Genomic DNA, 17,467 nt, shown 5'->3' with positions numbered 1-17,467 from the left:
CTCCAGGGAACTTTACCGATATGCTTGACCTCTTTACGGAATATGCAACCCGCGGCACATCTTTGGCAAACATCGGCATCTTACTGACCACTGCAGGGGCCTATCGGGCCTACATCGGCAGCCTTCCCGGAAAAAAATTTTCACAACATATTTTTAAACGCAATAAAAGTATGGATGAACAAAAAAGCAAAGCGTCAAAAATTTTTACAATAATCATTGCCATAGAATCATTTATTATAACTTTTTACAGCACTATTACGATAGCCATTGGAGTCAATGCGATACCTCATGCTGCATACTGGAAAAGTTCAATCTCTATTATTATTGGCTTTTGCATGATCTTTTCCGCATGGTTCATCCTTTATATCTCTCACAAACCATCCACCTTTATTGATCGATGGCAGATGAATAAAGAACTGAAAACATGGCGAAGCAGTGACTTAGGTGTTTAGTCCCGACATTTGATGGCGCGAATTAAGCCTGCGACGCCCCCACAGGCGGCCCCCTCGCCGGGGCTGCCTGTGGGGTAAAACCGGGTTACACACGCCCCGGTCGGTCGGTTTGTGGCAGCAGCGGCGGTGCTTACGAGCAGCCGCTGGTTGATCCGCAGGTGTCGCACTTCATGCAGGTGCCGTTGCGCACCAGCGTGAAGTTGCCGCATTCGCCGCAGCTGTCGCCTTCATAGCCCTTCATCCGGGCTTCGCGGATTTTGCCGAGGCGGGTGTCCACCCGGCTGGATCCGGTCACGGTGGTATCCACCGTCACCGCCTCGTAATGGGTGTGGGTGTGCAGGGTCTGCACCGTGGCCCCACCGGCCCCACCAGCCCCGCCGGCCACGGCGGTGGCCTTGGGGGCTTCTTCGGCACCGGCCCGCAGCACCACAAGGTTCTTCAGGTCAGAAGAGCGCACATAGCCCTTTGACACCGTGCGTTCCACCAGCGTGCCGCCCCAGTGGGCAAGGTCGCCTTCGTCGTGGCCGTCGCCCAGTGTATCCGGGTGGGTGTCTTCCGGGATGACGTGGGCCAGATCGGTCCGCCCGAGGTAGCTGATCGCCACTTCGCGGAACAGGTAATCAAGGATTGAGGTCGCCATTTTGATGGCGTCGTTGCCTTCCACCATCCCTGATGGCTCAAACCGCACAAAGGTGAAGGCCTCGACAAACTCTTCCAGCGGCACGCCGTATTGCAGGCCGATCGACACCGCGATGGCGAAGTTGTTCATCAGCGACCGGAACGCCGCCCCTTCCTTATGCATATCGACGAAGATTTCGCCCAGCGTGCCGTCTTCGTATTCCCCGGTGCGCAGATAAACCTTGTGGCCGCCGACCACCGCCTTCTGGGTATAGCCCTTGCGGCGGTCCGGCATGCGGCGGCGCACGGCGCGGTGAATCACTTTTTCGGCAATCTTTTCGGCCACCGCCACCGCTTTTTCCGGGGTCGGGGCGGCCTTTACCGCCTCGATCAGGTCCAGCGCCGCGTCTTCGGCCCCGTCATCGGGTAAGCTGTCGTCGATCAGCGCCGACTGCAACGGCTGCGACAGCTTCGACCCGTCGCGGTACAGGGCGTTGGCCTTCAGGCCCAGCGACCATGACAGCTCGTAAGCGGCCATGCAGTCCTGCACCGTGGCGGTGCCGGGCATGTTGATGGTCTTGGAAATCGCCCCGGAGATAAACGGCTGCGCCGCCGCCATCATGTGGATGTGGCTGCCCACCGACAGATACCGCCTGCCCAGCCGCCCGCAGGGGTTGGCGCAGTCAAACACCGGCAGGTGATCCGCCTTCAGGTGCGGCGCGCCTTCCAGCGTCATCGCCCCGCAGACGTGGGTATTGGCGGCATCAATCTGCGCCTTGGTAAAGCCCAGCGCCGCCAGCAGGTCAAAGCCGGGGTTGTCCAGCTGCGCCGCCGACAGGCCCAGCGTATGCAGGCAGAAGTCTTCGCCCAGCGTCCATTTGTTAAAGACAAACTTGATGTCATAGGCACTCTTCAGCGCCTGTTCCACCTTATCCAGCACGGCGGTGGTGAAGCCTTTGGCCCGCAGGCTGTCATGGTTGATGTGCGGGGCCTGCACCAGCGTACCGTGGCCGGTGGCATAGGCGATGATGGCGTCACTCTCCGCCGGGGCGTAGCCCAGCGTCTGCAACGCCAGCGGCACCATGCGGTTGATGATCTTGAAGTATCCGCCGCCCGCCAGCTTTTTATACTTCACCAGCGCGAAATCAGGCTCGATGCCGGTGGTGTCGCAGTCCATCACCAGCCCGATGGTGCCGGTCGGGGCAATCACGCTGACCTGCGCATTGCGGAAGCCGTGCGCCTCGCCCAGTGTCAGGGCGCGGTCCCACGCGGCGCGGGCGGCTTCCACCACCTTCGGGTCATGGCACGACCGGCCATCCAGCGGCACCGGGCGGATGGTCAGCCCTTCATAGCCATCGGCCAGCCCGTGGGCGGCGCGGCGGTGGTTGCGGATCACCCGCAGCATGTCGGCGCGGTTATCGGCAAAGCCGTCAAAGGCCCCGAGTTCCGCCGCCATTTCCGCCGAGGTGGCATAGGCCCCGCCGGTCATCAGGGCCGAGATCGCCCCGCACAGGGCGCGGCCCTCGTCAGAATCATAGGGGATGCCGTTGGCCATCAGCAGGCCGCCGATGTTGGCATAGCCCAGCCCCAGCGTGCGGTAGCGGTACGACCGCTCGGCAATGCGGGCCGAGGGGAACTGCGCCATCAGCACCGACACTTCCAGCACCACGGTCCACAGCCGCACCGCATGCTCAAACGCCGCCACCGCAAAGCTGCCGTCAGCATTGCGGAACTGCATCAGGTTCAGCGATGCCAGATTGCAGGCGGTATCATCAAGAAACATGTATTCAGAACACGGGTTAGACCCGTTGATCCGGCCCGACTGCGGGCAGGTGTGCCATTCGTTGATGGTGGTGTCGTATTGCAGGCCGGGGTCGGCGCAGGCCCAGGCCGCTTCGCCGATTTTTTCCCACAGGGCGCGGGCCTTCAGGGTTTTCGCCGGTTTGCCGTCGGTACGGCGGATCAGCGACCAGTCGGCACCGGTGCGCACCGCATCCAGAAAGGCATTGGTGACCCGCACCGAGTTGTTGGAGTTCTGGCCCGCCACGGTGACATAGGCCTCGGAATCCCAGTCGGTGTCGTATTCGGGAAACTCGATGCTGCTGAAGCCCTGCTTCGCCAGCAGGATGGTGCGCTGAATGACATTGTCGGGCACGTCGGCGCGGCGGGCGGCGCGGATCGCCTGGCGCAGGGTGACGTTGACCGCCGGGTCAAAGCGGCCTTCACCGGCGGCGGCGCTTTCGCCGGGGGCCCCCCAGCCGGTGATGGCGTTAAACACCGCCGTCAGGTGGCGGCGGCAGGCTTTTGATCCGGCGACCAGCGCCGCGACCTTCTGCTCTTCCACCACTTTCCAGTCGATAAAGGCTTCGACATCGGGGTGGTCAACATCAACGATCACCATTTTGGCGGCGCGGCGGGTGGTGCCGCCGGACTTGATGGCCCCGGCGGCGCGGTCACCGATCTTCAGGAAGCTCATCAGCCCGGAAGATCTGCCGCCCCCGGCCAGCGGCTCGCTCTCGCCGCGCAGGGTGGAGAAGTTGGTGCCGGTGCCGGAGCCGTACTTAAACAGCCGCGCCTCGCGCACCCACAGATCCATGATGCCGCCGTCGTTGACCAGATCGTCGGCGATGGACTGAATAAAGCAGGCATGCGGCTGCGGATGTTCATACGCCGAGGAGGAGCGGACCAGCGCCTTCGTCTCCGGGTCAACATAAAAGTGCCCCTGCCCGGCGCTGTCGATGCCATAGGCCCAGTGCAGCCCGGTGTTGAACCACTGCGGGGAATTGGGGGCGCCCATCTGCATCGCCAGCATATAGCGCATTTCGTCATAAAAGGCGCGGGCGTCGGCCTCGCCGTCAAAGTGGCGGCCTTTCCAGCCCCAGTAGGTCCAGGTGCCGGCCAGACGGTCAAACACCTGCCGGGCGTCGGTCTCGCCGCCGCTGCGGGCGTCTTCCGGCAGCTTTGACAGGGTGGCGGTGTCGGGGGCGCGGCGCCACAGCCAGTCCGGCACGCCTTTTTCTTTCACCGGGGTCAGGGCGGCGGGCACGCCACGGCGGCGGAAGTACTTCTGCGCCAGCACATCGCAGGCCACCTGCGACCATGCCGCCGGCACCGCGATATCGGTCTGCCGGAACACCACCGACCCATCCGGGTTGCGGATCTCGGACGCTGTCGTGCGGAACGCGATGTCCGCATAGGGGGAGACACCGTCCTTGGTGAACAAACGCGCGAACTTCATCCCACCGCTGCCCTTTCTGTCAGTGACTGTCCGCCGGGCTCCGGCGCGGCTGTGCCCCGCGCCTGTCTCTTGTCCCGGCCTGATCCTAAAATCCGCCAGACCCGCCCACGGCGGGCCCGGTACCCAAACAGACCCGCCCGCAGCGGGCCCGGCACCCAAACCAAACGGCGGTGTCCGGGCAAAGCGATACCGTCAGCGCGCATCCCCTACACGCACTGGGGGCAGAACCGGCCCGACGCCGTTCACGAAAAATCAGTCTGCTGATGCCTGCACCGGGGGGTCTGACGCCCGGCGGCAACACAGGTCACAGCCCACACAGGTCACAACGTTGTCTCCGGCGTCGGCTGCCTGCCCCCCAGACTTAAGGGGCAAAAGCCGCTGCCGCACAAGATATGGTGTTTTTGTGCAGTTGCGGCCACAACACTACGCATCCGGGCCGGTCACATCAACCACGTTTTCACGGTCTGACAACCCTTTTTTCGGTTGCAAAAACCTGCGGTCTGGTCCGTGGCCCGCGTCGCCCGACAAGGCCGGAAATGCGCCGGACCAACCGCCGACTCCGGCACCCCGGAGCCATTCCAATCCGCAGACACAGGCCCGCCGCCCCCACCACGGAAAACACCATGGCTGGACGTAAAACGCGCCAGAGACACCAGATGTCGTGGACGCTAGCCCATTCCCCGGCCCCTGCCTGTGACGGGGCGCACTGCGTAAAATACGATGTATACCGACGGTCGCGGCAGAAAACCGGCACAAAAAAACGGGACGGCGCGCAGCCGTCCCGCAGGGTGTTGTTTCCGGCGCGTCTTTCGCCCGCCAGTCATATGCAGACAGCCAAAATTCAGGCCAGAGCCAGCGCCGGATAATCGACATAGCCGACCCGTTTATCGTCCAGCCATGCCCCATAAAAGGTATCGGGGTCCGGGGGATTCAAGGGCTGGCCGTCGGCCAGACGGCGCGGCAGGTCGGGGGTGGCGATAAAATCCTTGCCGAAGGCCACGGCGTCGGCCTCCCCGGCGGCGATCACCTGCTCTGCCGTTTCGCCGGTAAAGCCTTCGTTGGCGATGTAGACCCCCTTGAACAGCGCCCGCAGATCCGGCCCCAGACGCGGGCCGTCCAGCCCTTCGCGCACGCACAGAAAGGCGATGCCGCGCTGGCTGAGGGCGGTGACCACATGGCTGAACAGGGCCCGGGGGTTGCTGTCGCTGACCTCGTGGGCATCGCCGCGCGGCGACAGATGCACCCCGACCCGGTCCTTGCCCCAGACGGCGGTGACGGCGTCGGTGACCTCCAGCAGCAGGCGGGCGCGGTTTTCGATGCTGCCGCCATAGCCATCGGTGCGGGTGTTGGTGCCGTCATGCAGAAACTGGTCGAGCAGATAGCCGTTGGCCCCGTGGATTTCGACACCGTCAAACCCGGCGCGGCGGGCATTTTCGGCCGCGCGGCGGTAATCCGCGACGATTCCGGCCAGCTCGGCGGTCTCCAGCGCGCGCGGCACCTCATAGGGCTGCTTGGGGCGCAGCAGGCTGACATGGCCGGTCATGGCGATGGCGCTGGGGGCCACCGGCAGCGCCCCGTCTAGCAGGCTGGCCAGCAGGCTGGAATGCGACACCCGGCCAACATGCCACAGCTGGGCATAGATGCGCCCGCCCGCCGCATGCACCGCCCGCGTCACCTGTGCCCAGCCCTGCACCTGCTCTTCCGACCACAGGCCGGGGGTATCGGGGTAGCCGACCCCCTGCGGGCTGACCGAGGTGGCTTCTGACAGAATCAGCCCGGCGGAGGCCCGCTGGGCGTAATAGGCGGCCATCAGCGGGGTGGGCACCCGCCCGGCCCCGGCGCGGGCGCGGGTCAGCGGGGCCATGATGACACGGTTGGGCAGATCCAGATCGCCCAGACGCAGGGGGGTAAACAGATCGGTCATGACGGTGGGACTCCGGCAGGGGCAGGCCCGGCGCGGGGCCGCCCGAAGAAGACAGGAACAGACCCCGCATCTAGGGACGGCCCCGCCGGTTGCGCGAGGGGCAAAATGCCTGTGGGCGTCTATTTCAGGCTGCGGCGGTATTCTTCTACCGGCACACCGCCGACGCCCCAGTCTTCCAGCGCCACCTCGTCAATAACCACAAAGGTGGTCGCCGGGTTTTTATCCAGCACCCGGGCCAGCAGGTCGGTGACCCCCCGGATCAGTTCGGCCTTCTGGGCCGGGGTCGCGCCTTCACGGGTGATCTTGATATTGACATAGGGCATGGGTCAGGCCCCCCTTTCGATGATCTGGAACACTTTGGCGATGATCCGCCACTGGCCGTCAACCTGCACCAGCGTCAGGAAGTCGACGAAATCGCGGTCACCGATGGAACAGCGGACCCGGGCGCGGGCGGTATTGGCCCCGGCCAGATCAATGCCGTCGATGTGGTCGCGCCGGGGCTCCCCCCGCGATGCCGGGGACTGCCGCGCCGCCACCACCGGCACATACTCCGCCATGGTGCGGAACAGAAACGGCGTCTCGTCCGCCGTGGCATAGACCGCCTGCGGGTGAAACACCGCCTGCAACAGCGCGGTATCGCAGAAATACAGGGCATCAAAATACTGGTGCAGCACAGCGGTGATACGGTCAAACACCGGGGCTTCCGCCGCCGGGGAAGGCTGGGGGGTCATCGTGTCACTCCTTTATAAGAGACAGGACAGAGCCAGAAAGAACGGTTGGCCAGAACCGCAGCACCGGTGCAGGCAAAACGATAGGCAGCGCTGTTACCGGGGGCAACCTGATTTCCTTTGGTTACCGCATTCTCCGGTTCCCGATCCGTAACCTCCTGCGGGGGGCACAAGGTCTGATCATGCCTTCCCGGAGAGGAGGGTATGCCGGGTTTTATGACTCCTTGGGCTGGACCCCGGCGGGGTTTTGGTCCCCCACCCCGCCGGGCGCGGTCTCAGGTTTTATGACTCCTTAGACTGGACCCCGGCGGGGTTTTGGTCCATAGTCGCGCCGATTTGCAAGGCCTCGCCCCGGGCCGGGGTGATCCCGGCCACAGGCGGGCTGTCTGTGCTGTAGGCGTAAAACCGCGGGACGCAACGCGGAGTCAATGGAGCGTGCAAGGATGATCACCGGCACCCTGATCGATACCTGGCTGAATGGCCGTCTGGTTGGCACCGACGAGTTCGGCAACCGCTACTATGAAGACAAGCGGACCCCGAAGGCTGGCCGCCGCCGCCGCCGCTGGGTGATTTACAAGGGTGACATCGACGGCTCCCGCGTGCCGCCGCAGTGGCATGCGTGGCTGCATTACACCACCGACACCCCGATCGACACCGAAACCCGCCCGTGGGAAAAGGCCCACAGCGGCAACCCGACCGGGTCGGCGGCTGCCTATGTGCCGCCGGGCGATGACCGTGCCGGGGGCGTGCGCTCCGGGGCGACCGGCGATTACGAGCCGTGGCGCCCGGCCTGATCCGGCAGCCTGCGGACAGCGGTTTCCATGACACGCTCGCATTCCCCGCGCCCGGCGCTGACTGACATGCGCGAAACCCTGATCGGGGCCCTTGTTCTGGGGGTTCTGGCGGTGGTGCTCGCCCTGAATGCAGCCGACAAGGGGCAGGACGAACACATCGACGGCTATGTGCTGTCCGCCAGCTTCCAGCGTACCGATGGCATCACCATCGGCGCGCCGGTGCGGCTGGCCGGGCTGCGGGTCGGCGAGGTGATCGGCCAGTCGCTGGTTGACGGGTTCCGGGCGGAGCTGACGATGCGTGTCAACAGCGGGGTGGAAATCCCGGTGGACAGCGCCGCCGTGATCGAGACCGACGGCCTGCTGGGCCCGAAGTACATCGAGATTCACCCCGGCGGTGAAGACGATGTGCTGGCCCCGGGCACCCGGTTTGAATACGCCCAGGATGCCATGGTGCTGGAAGACCTGCTGTCGCGCATTGTCGAGCAGGCCCGCCAGAAGGCGCTGGAACGGGCCGGAGCCGTGGGCGGCCCTGCCGCCAGCCCGGCGGACGGCGACGACGGGGATGATGCCCCCCCCGGCGCGGTGCCCCCCGGCGCGGCCCCCCCCGGTGCGGCCGGTGGCGTGCCCGGTCTGGTGCCGTCCCTGCGTGACCTGCTGAACAACCGGACCGAAGACGGCGACAAGGCGCTGGAACACCTGCCGGACATCACCCCCAACGGGGTTCTGCCCGCGCCGGACCCGCGCCCCGGCCAGAGCGGTGGGCAAAGCGGTGGGCAAACCGGCAACCGGAGCAGCCAGAACGGCCAGAGCGGCTTTCTGCCGCCGGGTCAGCGCCCGGCGGCCACCGCCGCCAGCCTGACGGTGCCCGCACCACGCTGAAGATGGGCGCTGAAGATGGGGCGCTGAAGATGGCACCCCACAGGATAGTGATGCTGATGGTAAGGAAAGGGCACAGATGAGCCGCAACCCGATCGAAACCGTGATGGGCGCCGTGGTGCTGCTGGTGGCTGGCAGCTTCCTTGCCTTTGCCGTCAATTCGGCCAACCTGCGCCCGGTGTCGGGCTATGCGGTCAAGGCCGTGTTCAACAAGGTCGGCGGCCTGACCGTCGGCTCTGATGTCCGTATTTCCGGGATCAAGGTCGGCAGTGTCACCGGCCAGTCGCTGGACCCCCGCACCTACCGCGCGGTGGTCACCCTGTCGATTCTGCCGGATGTGAAGCTGCCCGCCGATACCGTCGCCTCGGTGGCGTCAGACGGGCTGCTGGGCGGCAAGTTCGTCAAGCTGGAGCCCGGCCAGTCCGGTGCCCTGCTGGAAAACAACGCCGCCCTCAGCCGGACCCGTGATTATCAGTCGGTGGAAGATCTGGTCAGCGAGCTGATCTTTATCGCCACCAAAGACCCGCCGCCGGGCGCACCGCCGGGTGGCGCGCCGGGGCTGGTGAAGCCGTGATGGCGGCCCGCCTGCCCGTTCTGATGCGCCGGGCCCTGCTGGCCGCCGGGCTGGGCGCAACCCTTGGCACCGCGACCCTTATCGGCCCCGCCGCCGCCGGGGAAACGCTGTCGCGCAACACCGCCGTGCTGCGCTGGCTGGACAAGGGCGCCGCCCGGGTGCAGACGGTGGAAGTGCCGGTCAACCAGACCGTCACCATCCAGACCCTGCAAATCATCGTGCGGGCCTGCCAGCAGACCCCGCCGGAAGAGCCGCCGGAAAGCGCGGCCTATGTCGATGTGTGGGAAACCAAGGCCGGACAGCCGACCGAAGAGGTGTTCCGGGGGTGGCTGTTTGCCTCCAGCCCGGCGCTGTCGGCGCTGGAACACCCGGTCTATGACCTGTGGATGCTCGACTGCAAGGACGTCACCGCCAAAGGTGGCCCGGCCCCGTCATCCGCCCCGGCCCAGCCGGACCCCGCCCACCCCGGCACCCCAACCCCTGCCCCGGCGGGCAAACCGGCCAGCCCCGGCCCCAACGGCTGACCCAAAGCCCTGATCCGGCAGCGCGCAACTGGCAGAACGCAACTGGCGATCAATCCCGGTTGAAGGTTGTGCCCCCGCCCCTGCCCTGACGCCCCCCGTGGTCTATTCTGCCACGGGGGGTTTTTCCTGTGCTGTCACGGGGCCTGTCTGTTACGCGCCCCCGCCGGAAAGGAAAGCCCGTGCTGATGCCTGCGTCCTGCCCTGTCGCTGACGGCTGTGTGCTGTCCGTCCATGCCCTGCCTGCCGCCCTGCCCGCCCATGCGCCCCTGACCTATCCGCGCTGGCGGCACTGGCTGGACGATCCGCAGGGGGCCGGGCCGGAAGCACCGGAACAGCCGGAACAACAGCCGGAACAGCCAGAACAGGCGACGTTGCGGGCGGTCTGCGCCACCGGCCCCGGTGGCGATGCCGCCGGGCTGGCGCTGCTGCATCTGCCCCCCGGCCTGCCGGGGCGGCTGCTGTCGGTGATGGTGGCCCCGGCGTGGCGGCGGCGGGGCATCGGCTCTGCCCTGCTGGCGGCGGCAACCCGGCAGGCGGCGGCGCAGGGGTGCCCTGCCCTGACCGCCCAGCACAGCACGGCAGCGGCGGGAATCGGGGCCTATGATGCCTTTATGGAGGCCAACGGCTGGCCACAGGCCGCGCTGATGCAGGTGCGCGGCTATGGCCGGGCGGGCTGGGCCCGCACGGCGGGGCAGACCTTTGCCCGCCACCGGGCGGCACTGGGCCGCCGGGGCTATGCCCTGACCCCGTGGCCGGAGCTGACCGCCGCTGATCTGGCCGGGATCAGGGCCCTTGTCGCCAGCGGGGCGGTGCCCGATGGCTACGACCCGATGTTGCAGCATGACCGCGATGCCCCCGACCTGTCGGCGGTGCTGCGGCGGCACGGCGCGGTGGTCGGCTGGGCCAAGGCCCACTGGCAGGATGCGGCACAGACGCAGGCCTTTTATCACAGCGGCTGGGTGCTGCCGGACGTGGCGCGGCAGGGCTGGCTGGCGGTGGCGATGATTGACCTGTCCGCCCGGCAGGCTGACCTGTACGGCGATGACAGCCTGACCGGCTTTTCCACCGATGCCGCCAACCTGCCGATGCAGGCGATTCTGTTCAACCGCTTCGGCGCACTGGCAGAGCGGATCGACCGCCTGATGCGGCGTACCCTGCCCCTGCCAGCCGCCGGAACGGAGCCCCCGCCCGGTCTTACTGCGGCAGGGGGAAATCCACCGCCGTGTCATTCACCCGGTTGACCAGATTGGTCATGGTGATCAGCGCAATCACCAGCAGGGTCTCAATCACCTGCGCCGGAGTGACCCCGGCCTGAATCACCGCCTGCACCGCCGCCTCCGGCACCGTGCCCCGGGTGCCTGCCACGGTCAGGGCAAACTGCACCAGCGCATCGCGGCGGCTGTCGCCGGTCTGGGCCCGCCCGGCCCGCAGGGCGCGGGTGGCCTCGCGGCTCAGGCCGCTTTTTTCGCCGATCAGCGCGTGGGCCGCGACGCAGTAATCGCAGCCGTTCAGGGCGCTGACCGCCAGCCGCACCGCTTCGATATCGGCCCGCGACAGCGTGCCTTTGCTCAGGGCGGCATCCCCGGACAGCAGCAGCGCCAGCGCCGCCGGGCTGTGGCCGCCGATCACCGCATAGGCATTGGGCAGCATCCCGGCGGCCTTGCGGATCTGGGCGAACAGGGTCAGGGCCTCGGCCGGAACGGCATCGGCGGCAAGGCTGGGAAGACGGGACATGATAGAGTACTCCTGAAAGAAGACTGAGGCGGTCAGCCACGGCATCGCGCGGCACCGGAAGACACCCTAGGCCACCCGCCCCCCGGCCTGAATGCCCGCCCGGACCGCTTTCATGCCCGATCGTGTCAGCCCACCGCCCACAGGAGGCCCCCGCTGGATATTCTCGATCATCTGCTGACGCTGGGTCCGGTCACCGGCACACTGGAGGTACGCTGTGACCTGCTGGCCCCGTGGCGGCTGGATCACGGCCCCGGCCCCCGGCAGGGGGTGCCGTTCCATCTGATCACCGCCGGATCGGTGCTGGTGCAGGGCGACGGACTGCCGCCACAGCGGCTTGGGGCCGGTGATATCCTGCTGCTGCCCGGCGGGCTGCCGCACCGCCTGAGTGACCCCGGCAGCGGAGAGGGCCGGGCCCGGCTGCTGTGCGGCACGGTGTTTCTGTCAGCCCCGGCGTGGCGGCTGGTGCGGGCCCTGCTGCCCGGCCTGCTGGTGGTGCGGGCGGAAGACAGCAGCGCCCTGCACGGCCTGCTGGCCCTGATGCGGCAAGAGGCGGACAGCCCCGCCCCACAGGCCGGGTCAGCCGCCGTGCTGGGCCACCTGTCGGCGGCGCTGTTCGGCCTCAGTCTGCGGCAGGCCACCCGCCTGCCGGACCCGCCGCCCGGCCTGCCGCGCCTGACCGCCGATGCCCGGCTGTGCGGGGTGGCGCTGGCGGTGCTGGACGACCCGGCGGCAGACTGGACGCTGGACCGGCTGGCCGACCGGGCGGCGCTGTCGCGCTCGGCCCTGATCCGGGCTTTTACGGCGGCGGCGGGCCTGACCCCGGCGGATTTCGTCACCCGGTCCCGCATGGCCGCCGCCGCCCGGCTGCTGCACGCCACGGCGGATTCGGTGGCCGCCATCGGCGAGGCGGTCGGCTATGCCTCCGACGCGGCTTTTCAGCGCGCGTTCAAGCGGGAAACCGGCCTGACCCCGGCGGCGTGGCGGGCGCTGCCTGACAGGGCCGCTCCGGCCCCGGCCCCGCTCCGGACGGTCCGGTCCTGACGCTTACCCCAGATAGCGGTCCAGCACGATCAGGGTGGTGATTTCGGCAATGCCGGGCAGGGCAAAGACGGCGGCGCGGGTTTCCTCGATCTCTGCCACGCTGGCGGCTTCGACCCGCAGCATCATATCCGTGGCCCCGGCAACGGCATGAATCGCCACCACCGCCGGCAGCCGCCGCAGGTGCGGCAGCAGCGGGGCGCAGCTGTGGCCGGGCTGGTGACGCACCAGCAGATGGGCGCAGGCCCGGGCTTCCGGCGCGGCAGCCTCGACGGTGGTAAACCCCCGGATCACCCCGCTTTTCAGCAGGCGGGCCAGACGGTCCTGCGTCGCGCTGCGCGACAGGCCGATATCCCGCGCCAGCGCCACCAGCGGGCGGCGGGCATCGCGGCGCAGGGCCGCCAGCAGAATACGGTCTTTGTCATCCAGCGGCGGTGTCTGTGTCATGCCCTCGGCCCCCGGCGGAATGCCGGTCTGTCCGGCGTCTTGCCGGGTGAAACCGGCGCGGTGCGGCGGCAGGATAGCGCCTGTCCCCTCCCCAGAACAGATCTCTTCAAACAGGCCTCTTCAAACAGACCTCTTCAAACAGATCTCTTCCACAGGATGCACCGATGATGCTGTCGTTTGATCTCAAGACCACCGTGCTGCTGCCGGTTGACATGCAGCAGGCCTTTGACGGCCCCGGCTGGCCGCGCCGCTGGAACCACGCCGCCGATGCCAACGGGCAGGCGCTGCTGGCAACATGGCGGCGGGCAGGCGGGCCGGTGATCCACATCCGCCACGACTCTTCCGAGCCGGGATCAACCCTGCGACCCGGCCAGCCGGGGCATGCCTTCCGCCCCGGCTTTCAGCCCCTGCCCGGCGAGGCGGTGGTCGGCAAGTCGGTCAATTCCGCCTTTCTGAACACCGACCTTGACCTGCGGCTGAAGCGGCTGGGGGCGACGCAGGTGGTGGTGTTCGGCATTTCCACCGACATGTGCGTTTCCACCACCGTGCGCACCGGCAACAATCTGGGCTGGCGGATGACGCTGGTGGCCGATGCCTGCGACTGCTTCGACCTGCCCGACGGGCACGGCGGCACCATCCCGGCGGAGCAGATACAGGCCGCCCACGTCGCCACCCTGGGGTTTGAGTTCTGCACCGTCACCACCACCGACGCCGCGGTGCTGGCGGCGGCAGGCCGGTAAGGCCGGGCCAGAGGGATCAGAGGGGGTCAGAGGGATCAGAGGGGCTTTTCGTAAGTCACCCAGCGGGCCGCCTGTGCGACATCGTCATACAGGCGGCGGGCGGTGGCGTTATCCTGCGCCGTCACCCAGCTCAGCAGCGGCCAGCCCTGCGCCCGGCCAATGTCTGCCAGCGCGGCGATCAGCCGCCGCCCGACCCCCTGCCCCCGTACCGACGGGTCGACAAACAGGTCATCCAGAAACCCGGCATCCCGCCCCAGCAGGGGCCTCGGCTGCGGCCAGTAATGGGCAAAGCCGACCACCCGCCCGCCGCTGACCGCCACCAGACCCGACAGCGGGTGCGCGGTATCGTGCAGCCAGCCCCAGGTGCGGCCCAGAATGTCATCGGTCATCGGCACGGCATAAAAGGCGGCATAGGCGCGGTACAGATCCCGCCAGACCGCCGCATCCGCCGGGGCCAGAGCGCGGATCTCAACCGCACCGGATTCGGGCATAACAGGATCAGCAGAGACAGGATCAGTAGAAACAGGATCAGGCGAAATCAGGGCAGCCATCGGGCGGTCTCCTCTGTCAGCGCGGCGGACAGCCCGCCGCAGCGCGCCGACAGTAGCCGGATTGGCCGGATTGAGCCCCGCCAATTCCCGACACCGGACCAGACCATTTGCCCCGCGCTACAGCGGCAGGGTCCGCCGGTACAGGCGGTCGATCCGCTCGGCAAAGGCCCCGAAGCGGTCAGACAAAATCCCCTGCATCGCCAGATTGGCCCCGTGGGTGCCATAGGCGGTGACGGTGTCCGGCCCGGCCAGATCAGCCTGACGGCGGGACACGTCAATCATGGCCATCACCAGCCAGCCCTGCCGGGCCAGATCCGGCCGGACCCAGCCGGTATGATAATACACCACCGTCGGCGGCTGCCCGTCCGGCGCGGGCTCCCACCGGGCCTTGACCCAGCCGCAGACATCCGGCCCCCGGTACAGCAGCACCGACAGGGCCGGGTCGTCCTGCTCCGCTGTGGTAAAGGGGTCAAACACCGCACCGTCCGGGGCAAGGGCCTGCGGCATCAGGGCGCGGGCCTGCGCCAGATCCCCCTCTGCCGCCGCATCCCAGCCGGTGACCGCATAGCCCCGGCGCACCAGCCGGGCATGGTGGCGGGCATAGGTCTGTGCCGCGTCATAGGCCCAGCGCGCCGGGGCCTGTTCGCGCACCAGCATCAGCTCCACCGGGGGCCAGCCGCAGGCATCCAGACAGGCGCTATAGGCAGCCAGCGTTTTCAGGCGGCTGTTGTGCTGGGCGGTCAGGGTGGCGGCCCCGGCGGCGCGGGCCTGATCCGCCGCCGCCGTCAGCAGCGCCCGGCCAAGGCCCTGCCGCCGCAGGCGGGCGGGCACCATCACCGACAGCAGCCGGGCCTGACCGTCCTGCCACACCACCAGCGCCAGCCCGGCGGGCTGACCATCCTGCCACGCGCAGACGGCGCAGCCGGTCACGTCAGGATCAGACTGCGTCAGCAGCGCCTGAAAGCGAGGATAGGTCAGCCCCTGAAAAGCCAGAAGCCGCCCCACCCCATCCGGGGGGAGCGGCAGCGGCACAACGGTCAGCGCGGGCAGGATCAAGTAAAGGGCTTCCGGCTGCCCGACTTGATGGTCGGCGGAATCATCATGCCCGCCGCCACCATCTCCAGCTCGTCATCAGACAGCACATCGTCATTGTCGGCGGTGGAAACCGGGGCCTGCGGCAGCACCAGCGTCAGAGACTGCGCGGTTTCCTCAACCACCGAGACCGAAACCCCGGCGGGCAGATCAATCTCAAAGGCATCCTTCAGGGCGGCCCTGGGGTCGGCCAGCAGCGCCGCCCGGAACACCGGATCGGTCTGGGCCTTCAGCACAATGGCACGGTACTGGGCAAAACGCTCATCAAGGGCGGCGTCAAGAACGGCGGTCATCGGACTCTCCTGCGGGATAGGGTGACAAGGATGCCACGCTTTTCTGACGCCGACTATACCAGCCCCCGCCCCCCGCCGGGGTGCGATGACCATCACACCTCAACGGGGGTTGAGGTCAGCCCCGGGCCACCGCCGCAACGGCCCGCACCAGCGCCTCACACTCCTCTTCCGTCGTCAGCACGCTGACCGAGGCGCGCACCACCTCCGGCAGGCCCCGGGCCGCCATGTCCAGCGGGGCATAGGCGGCGGCAATCGCCCCGACGGTGATGCGGTCCGCCGCCAGCGCATCACGCACCGCCCCGGCACTGTGCCCGGCGACGGTAAAGGCGACCAGACCGGAGCGCTCGGTCCCCGCGTCATGCACCCGCACCCCCGGCAGGGCCGCCAGATCCGCCCGGATCTGCTCCGCCAGCGCAGTGATCCGCGCCCGGATCGCCGGAAGCCCCAGCGACAGCGCCAGCCGGATCCCTTCCCCCAGCCCCAGTTGCAGGGCCACCGCCGCCTCTGACATCTCAAACCGGCGGGCATCGGCGCGCAGGCGCGGCAGGCCGTTCTGCCACGGTGCGGCCTGCACATCGACATAGGGCGGGTCAAGCTGATCCAGAAAGCCGCGCCGCACATACATCACCGCCGTCCCGCGCGGGCCGCGCAGGGCCTTGCGCCCCGCCCCCTTCAGCATGTCACAGTGCAGGGCCCGCACATCCACCGGCATCTGGCCCAGCGCCTGCCCGGCATCAATAAAATACGGCACCCCGGCGGCACGGGTGATCCGCCCGATCGCCGCCGCCGGGTTGACCACCCCGTTGGTGGCCGGGCACCACGTCAGCGACACCAGCTTCACCCGGTCATCCAGCATTGCCGCCAGCGCATCGGGCGACACCGCGCCGCTGCTGTCACAGGGGATCACCTCGATCACCGCCCCGGTGCGGGCCGCCACCCGGTGCAGCACCGACAGGTTGCCGCCCCATTCGTGCCGCCCGACCAGCACCCGGTCCCCGGCCCGCAGCGGCGGCAGAGAGGCAAAGGCCATGCCCCACAGCTGCGACCCGCCGGTGCCCAGGGCGATTTCGTCAACATCGGCATTCAGCAGGGTGGCTGCCGCGCGGCGGGTGTCCTGCACCGCCTCCGCCGCCGCCACACCGGCCTCTGACGGGCCATCCAGCGCCTCGCGGTCGTGGTGGGCCCGCACCGCCGCCAGCACCTGCCGGGGCGGCAGGGTGCAGCTGGCATTGTTAAAATGGATCAGCCCGGCGGTGCCGGGGGTTTCCGCCCGCAGCGCCGCCACATCCAGCGGGCGGAACGGCACTGTCACCGTCATTGCCCGGCCTCCAGCTCAAACACCGCATCGACCTCAACCGCCACCCCGCGCGGCAGGGCCGCCACCCCGACAGCCGCCCGCGTATGCCGCCCGGCATCCCCGAACACCGCCACCATCAGGTCAGACGCCCCGTTGGCCACCTGCGGCTGGCCGGTAAAGTCCGGCGTGCAGGCGACAAACACCCCCAGCTTCACCACCTGCCGCACCGACGCCACCCGGCCATCGGTGGCCGCCGCCACCTGCGCCAGCACCCCCAGCGCCGCCGCCTGTGCCGCCCGCAGCCCGTCCGCCGCGCTCAGGCCATCGCCGATCCGGCCCAGACAGGCCGGTTGCCCGTCCGCCATCGGGATCTGGCCGGACACATACAGCAGGGCACCGCTGCGCACCGTCGATACATAGGTCGCCACCGGGGCCGAAGCCGGGGGCAGGGTCAGGCCAAGGGCGGCCACCGCATCCGCAATCAGGGTCATCACAACGCCATCCGTGTGCAGGAAAAGAGGCCCCGATCCTGCCCCCGGCCCCCCGG

The 17,467-nt window shown here is 68.0% G+C and carries 20 protein-coding genes; 8 read left to right on the top strand and 12 right to left on the bottom strand.

What is annotated here, in order from left to right:
• Positions 1 to 20: 20 nt before the first annotated feature.
• Positions 21 to 452 carry a hypothetical protein gene (locus G365_RS23760; protein WP_155976110.1) on the top strand — a complete coding sequence of 144 codons (432 nt, stop codon included), beginning with the start codon at positions 21 to 23 and terminating at the stop codon, positions 450 to 452.
• A 130-nt stretch (positions 453 to 582) separates the two neighbouring features.
• Here the strand turns inward: G365_RS23760 and G365_RS0103730 are convergent, their stop codons facing one another.
• The 4 genes from G365_RS0103730 to G365_RS0103715 form a co-directional block, all read right to left on the bottom strand.
• Positions 583 to 4,308, bottom strand: a complete 3,726-nt coding sequence (locus G365_RS0103730; protein WP_019644162.1) for a vitamin B12-dependent ribonucleotide reductase — start codon at positions 4,306 to 4,308, stop codon at positions 583 to 585.
• Between the two features lie 841 nt (positions 4,309 to 5,149).
• Positions 5,150 to 6,232, bottom strand: a complete 1,083-nt coding sequence (locus tag G365_RS0103725) for an alkene reductase (protein WP_019644161.1) — start codon at positions 6,230 to 6,232, stop codon at positions 5,150 to 5,152.
• Positions 6,233 to 6,351: 119 nt separating this feature from the next.
• Positions 6,352 to 6,555 (bottom strand): tautomerase family protein, encoded by a 204-nt coding sequence (locus tag G365_RS0103720; protein WP_019644160.1) that lies wholly within the window; start codon positions 6,553 to 6,555, stop codon positions 6,352 to 6,354.
• Positions 6,556 to 6,558: 3 nt separating this feature from the next.
• Complete coding sequence (locus G365_RS0103715) at positions 6,559 to 6,963, bottom strand: nuclear transport factor 2 family protein (protein ID WP_019644159.1); 405 nt, start codon at positions 6,961 to 6,963, stop codon at positions 6,559 to 6,561.
• Positions 6,964 to 7,403: 440 nt separating this feature from the next.
• On the opposite strand from G365_RS0103715, the gene G365_RS0103710 reads away from it, so the two are divergent.
• The 5 genes from G365_RS0103710 (at position 7,404) to G365_RS24200 (ending at position 10,969) form a co-directional block, all read left to right on the top strand.
• The gene (locus tag G365_RS0103710; RefSeq protein ID WP_019644158.1) at positions 7,404 to 7,754 is read left to right on the top strand and encodes an NADH:ubiquinone oxidoreductase subunit NDUFA12; all 351 of its coding nucleotides are present in this window, start codon (positions 7,404 to 7,406) and stop codon (positions 7,752 to 7,754) included.
• Positions 7,755 to 7,781: 27 nt separating this feature from the next.
• Entirely contained in the window at positions 7,782 to 8,633 is an 852-nt protein-coding gene (locus tag G365_RS22675; protein WP_019644157.1) for an MlaD family protein, read from the top strand.
• Positions 8,634 to 8,709: 76 nt separating this feature from the next.
• Positions 8,710 to 9,204 (top strand): outer membrane lipid asymmetry maintenance protein MlaD, encoded by a 495-nt coding sequence (gene mlaD / locus G365_RS0103700; protein WP_019644156.1) that lies wholly within the window; start codon positions 8,710 to 8,712, stop codon positions 9,202 to 9,204.
• Positions 9,204 to 9,728, top strand: a complete 525-nt coding sequence (locus G365_RS20215) for a DUF2155 domain-containing protein (RefSeq protein WP_019644155.1) — start codon at positions 9,204 to 9,206, stop codon at positions 9,726 to 9,728. The genes mlaD and G365_RS20215 overlap by 1 nt, the downstream gene beginning before the upstream one ends.
• Before the next feature lie 185 nt (positions 9,729 to 9,913).
• Positions 9,914 to 10,969, top strand: a complete 1,056-nt coding sequence (locus tag G365_RS24200; protein ID WP_211217653.1) for a GNAT family N-acetyltransferase — start codon at positions 9,914 to 9,916, stop codon at positions 10,967 to 10,969.
• Here the strand turns inward: G365_RS24200 and G365_RS0103685 are convergent.
• Positions 10,923 to 11,462, bottom strand: coding sequence for a carboxymuconolactone decarboxylase family protein (locus G365_RS0103685; RefSeq protein WP_019644153.1), 540 nt, complete (start codon positions 11,460 to 11,462; stop codon positions 10,923 to 10,925). The genes G365_RS24200 and G365_RS0103685 overlap by 47 nt on opposite strands.
• A gap of 66 nt (positions 11,463 to 11,528) precedes the next feature.
• Positions 11,529 to 11,741 (bottom strand): hypothetical protein, encoded by a 213-nt coding sequence (locus tag G365_RS22670; protein WP_155976109.1) that lies wholly within the window; start codon positions 11,739 to 11,741, stop codon positions 11,529 to 11,531.
• On the opposite strand from G365_RS22670, the gene G365_RS20210 reads away from it, so the two are divergent.
• Positions 11,643 to 12,503 (top strand): helix-turn-helix transcriptional regulator, encoded by an 861-nt coding sequence (locus tag G365_RS20210; RefSeq protein WP_322095808.1) that lies wholly within the window; start codon positions 11,643 to 11,645, stop codon positions 12,501 to 12,503. The two genes, G365_RS22670 and G365_RS20210, sit on opposite strands and share 99 nt — an antisense overlap.
• A 3-nt stretch (positions 12,504 to 12,506) precedes the next feature.
• Here the strand turns inward: G365_RS20210 and G365_RS0103670 are convergent, their stop codons facing one another.
• Positions 12,507 to 12,947 carry an Lrp/AsnC family transcriptional regulator gene (locus tag G365_RS0103670; RefSeq protein WP_019644150.1) on the bottom strand — a complete coding sequence of 147 codons (441 nt, stop codon included), beginning with the start codon at positions 12,945 to 12,947 and terminating at the stop codon, positions 12,507 to 12,509.
• A 164-nt stretch (positions 12,948 to 13,111) separates the two neighbouring features.
• Between G365_RS0103670 and G365_RS0103665 the strand changes: the two genes are divergently transcribed.
• Positions 13,112 to 13,687 carry a cysteine hydrolase family protein gene (locus G365_RS0103665; protein WP_019644149.1) on the top strand — a complete coding sequence of 192 codons (576 nt, stop codon included), beginning with the start codon at positions 13,112 to 13,114 and terminating at the stop codon, positions 13,685 to 13,687.
• Between the two features lie 35 nt (positions 13,688 to 13,722).
• Here the strand turns inward: G365_RS0103665 and G365_RS0103660 are convergent, their stop codons facing one another.
• The 5 genes from G365_RS0103660 to G365_RS0103640 form a co-directional block, all read right to left on the bottom strand.
• Positions 13,723 to 14,238 (bottom strand): GNAT family N-acetyltransferase, encoded by a 516-nt coding sequence (locus G365_RS0103660; protein WP_019644148.1) that lies wholly within the window; start codon positions 14,236 to 14,238, stop codon positions 13,723 to 13,725.
• A gap of 117 nt (positions 14,239 to 14,355) precedes the next feature.
• The gene (locus tag G365_RS20205; RefSeq protein ID WP_019644147.1) at positions 14,356 to 15,294 is read right to left on the bottom strand and encodes a GNAT family N-acetyltransferase; all 939 of its coding nucleotides are present in this window, start codon (positions 15,292 to 15,294) and stop codon (positions 14,356 to 14,358) included.
• A complete protein-coding gene (locus G365_RS20200; RefSeq protein WP_019644146.1) occupies positions 15,291 to 15,623 on the bottom strand; it encodes an NHLP leader peptide family RiPP precursor in 333 nt (110 codons plus the stop codon). The genes G365_RS20205 and G365_RS20200 overlap by 4 nt, the downstream gene beginning before the upstream one ends.
• A gap of 115 nt (positions 15,624 to 15,738) precedes the next feature.
• Positions 15,739 to 16,941, bottom strand: coding sequence for an aminotransferase class V-fold PLP-dependent enzyme (locus G365_RS0103645; protein ID WP_019644145.1), 1,203 nt, complete (start codon positions 16,939 to 16,941; stop codon positions 15,739 to 15,741).
• Positions 16,938 to 17,411 carry a RidA family protein gene (locus tag G365_RS0103640; protein WP_043741452.1) on the bottom strand — a complete coding sequence of 158 codons (474 nt, stop codon included), beginning with the start codon at positions 17,409 to 17,411 and terminating at the stop codon, positions 16,938 to 16,940. The genes G365_RS0103645 and G365_RS0103640 overlap by 4 nt, the downstream gene beginning before the upstream one ends.
• Positions 17,412 to 17,467: the final 56 nt, after the last annotated feature.

It is taken from the genome of Novispirillum itersonii subsp. itersonii ATCC 12639, assembly GCF_000381985.1.
Taxonomy (GTDB): Bacteria; Pseudomonadota; Alphaproteobacteria; order Rhodospirillales; family Rhodospirillaceae; genus Novispirillum; species Novispirillum itersonii.
The sequence above is the reverse complement of the archived record's forward strand: the minus strand, read 5'-3'. Positions and strand labels throughout refer to the sequence as shown.

Bases quoted from the DNA above. Each gene is read 5' to 3' on its own strand.
- G365_RS23760 (WP_155976110.1), top strand. From the start codon at position 21: ATGCTTGACCTCTTTACGGAATATGCAACCCGCGGCACATCTTTGGCA.
- G365_RS0103730 (WP_019644162.1), bottom strand. From the start codon at position 4,308: ATGAAGTTCGCGCGTTTGTTCACCAAGGACGGTGTCTCCCCCTATGCG.
- G365_RS0103725 (WP_019644161.1), bottom strand. From the start codon at position 6,232: ATGACCGATCTGTTTACCCCCCTGCGTCTGGGCGATCTGGATCTGCCC.
- G365_RS0103720 (WP_019644160.1), bottom strand. From the start codon at position 6,555: ATGCCCTATGTCAATATCAAGATCACCCGTGAAGGCGCGACCCCGGCC.
- G365_RS0103715 (WP_019644159.1), bottom strand. From the start codon at position 6,963: ATGACCCCCCAGCCTTCCCCGGCGGCGGAAGCCCCGGTGTTTGACCGT.
- G365_RS0103710 (WP_019644158.1), top strand. From the start codon at position 7,404: ATGATCACCGGCACCCTGATCGATACCTGGCTGAATGGCCGTCTGGTT.
- G365_RS22675 (WP_019644157.1), top strand. From the start codon at position 7,782: ATGACACGCTCGCATTCCCCGCGCCCGGCGCTGACTGACATGCGCGAA.
- mlaD (WP_019644156.1), top strand. From the start codon at position 8,710: ATGAGCCGCAACCCGATCGAAACCGTGATGGGCGCCGTGGTGCTGCTG.
- G365_RS20215 (WP_019644155.1), top strand. From the start codon at position 9,204: ATGGCGGCCCGCCTGCCCGTTCTGATGCGCCGGGCCCTGCTGGCCGCC.
- G365_RS24200 (WP_211217653.1), top strand. From the start codon at position 9,914: ATGCCTGCGTCCTGCCCTGTCGCTGACGGCTGTGTGCTGTCCGTCCAT.
- G365_RS0103685 (WP_019644153.1), bottom strand. From the start codon at position 11,462: ATGTCCCGTCTTCCCAGCCTTGCCGCCGATGCCGTTCCGGCCGAGGCC.
- G365_RS22670 (WP_155976109.1), bottom strand. From the start codon at position 11,741: ATGGAACGGCACCCCCTGCCGGGGGCCGGGGCCGTGATCCAGCCGCCA.
- G365_RS0103670 (WP_019644150.1), bottom strand. From the start codon at position 12,947: ATGACACAGACACCGCCGCTGGATGACAAAGACCGTATTCTGCTGGCG.
- G365_RS0103665 (WP_019644149.1), top strand. From the start codon at position 13,112: ATGATGCTGTCGTTTGATCTCAAGACCACCGTGCTGCTGCCGGTTGAC.
- G365_RS0103660 (WP_019644148.1), bottom strand. From the start codon at position 14,238: ATGGCTGCCCTGATTTCGCCTGATCCTGTTTCTACTGATCCTGTCTCT.
- G365_RS20200 (WP_019644146.1), bottom strand. From the start codon at position 15,623: ATGACCGCCGTTCTTGACGCCGCCCTTGATGAGCGTTTTGCCCAGTAC.
- G365_RS0103645 (WP_019644145.1), bottom strand. From the start codon at position 16,941: ATGACGGTGACAGTGCCGTTCCGCCCGCTGGATGTGGCGGCGCTGCGG.
- G365_RS0103640 (WP_043741452.1), bottom strand. From the start codon at position 17,411: ATGACCCTGATTGCGGATGCGGTGGCCGCCCTTGGCCTGACCCTGCCC.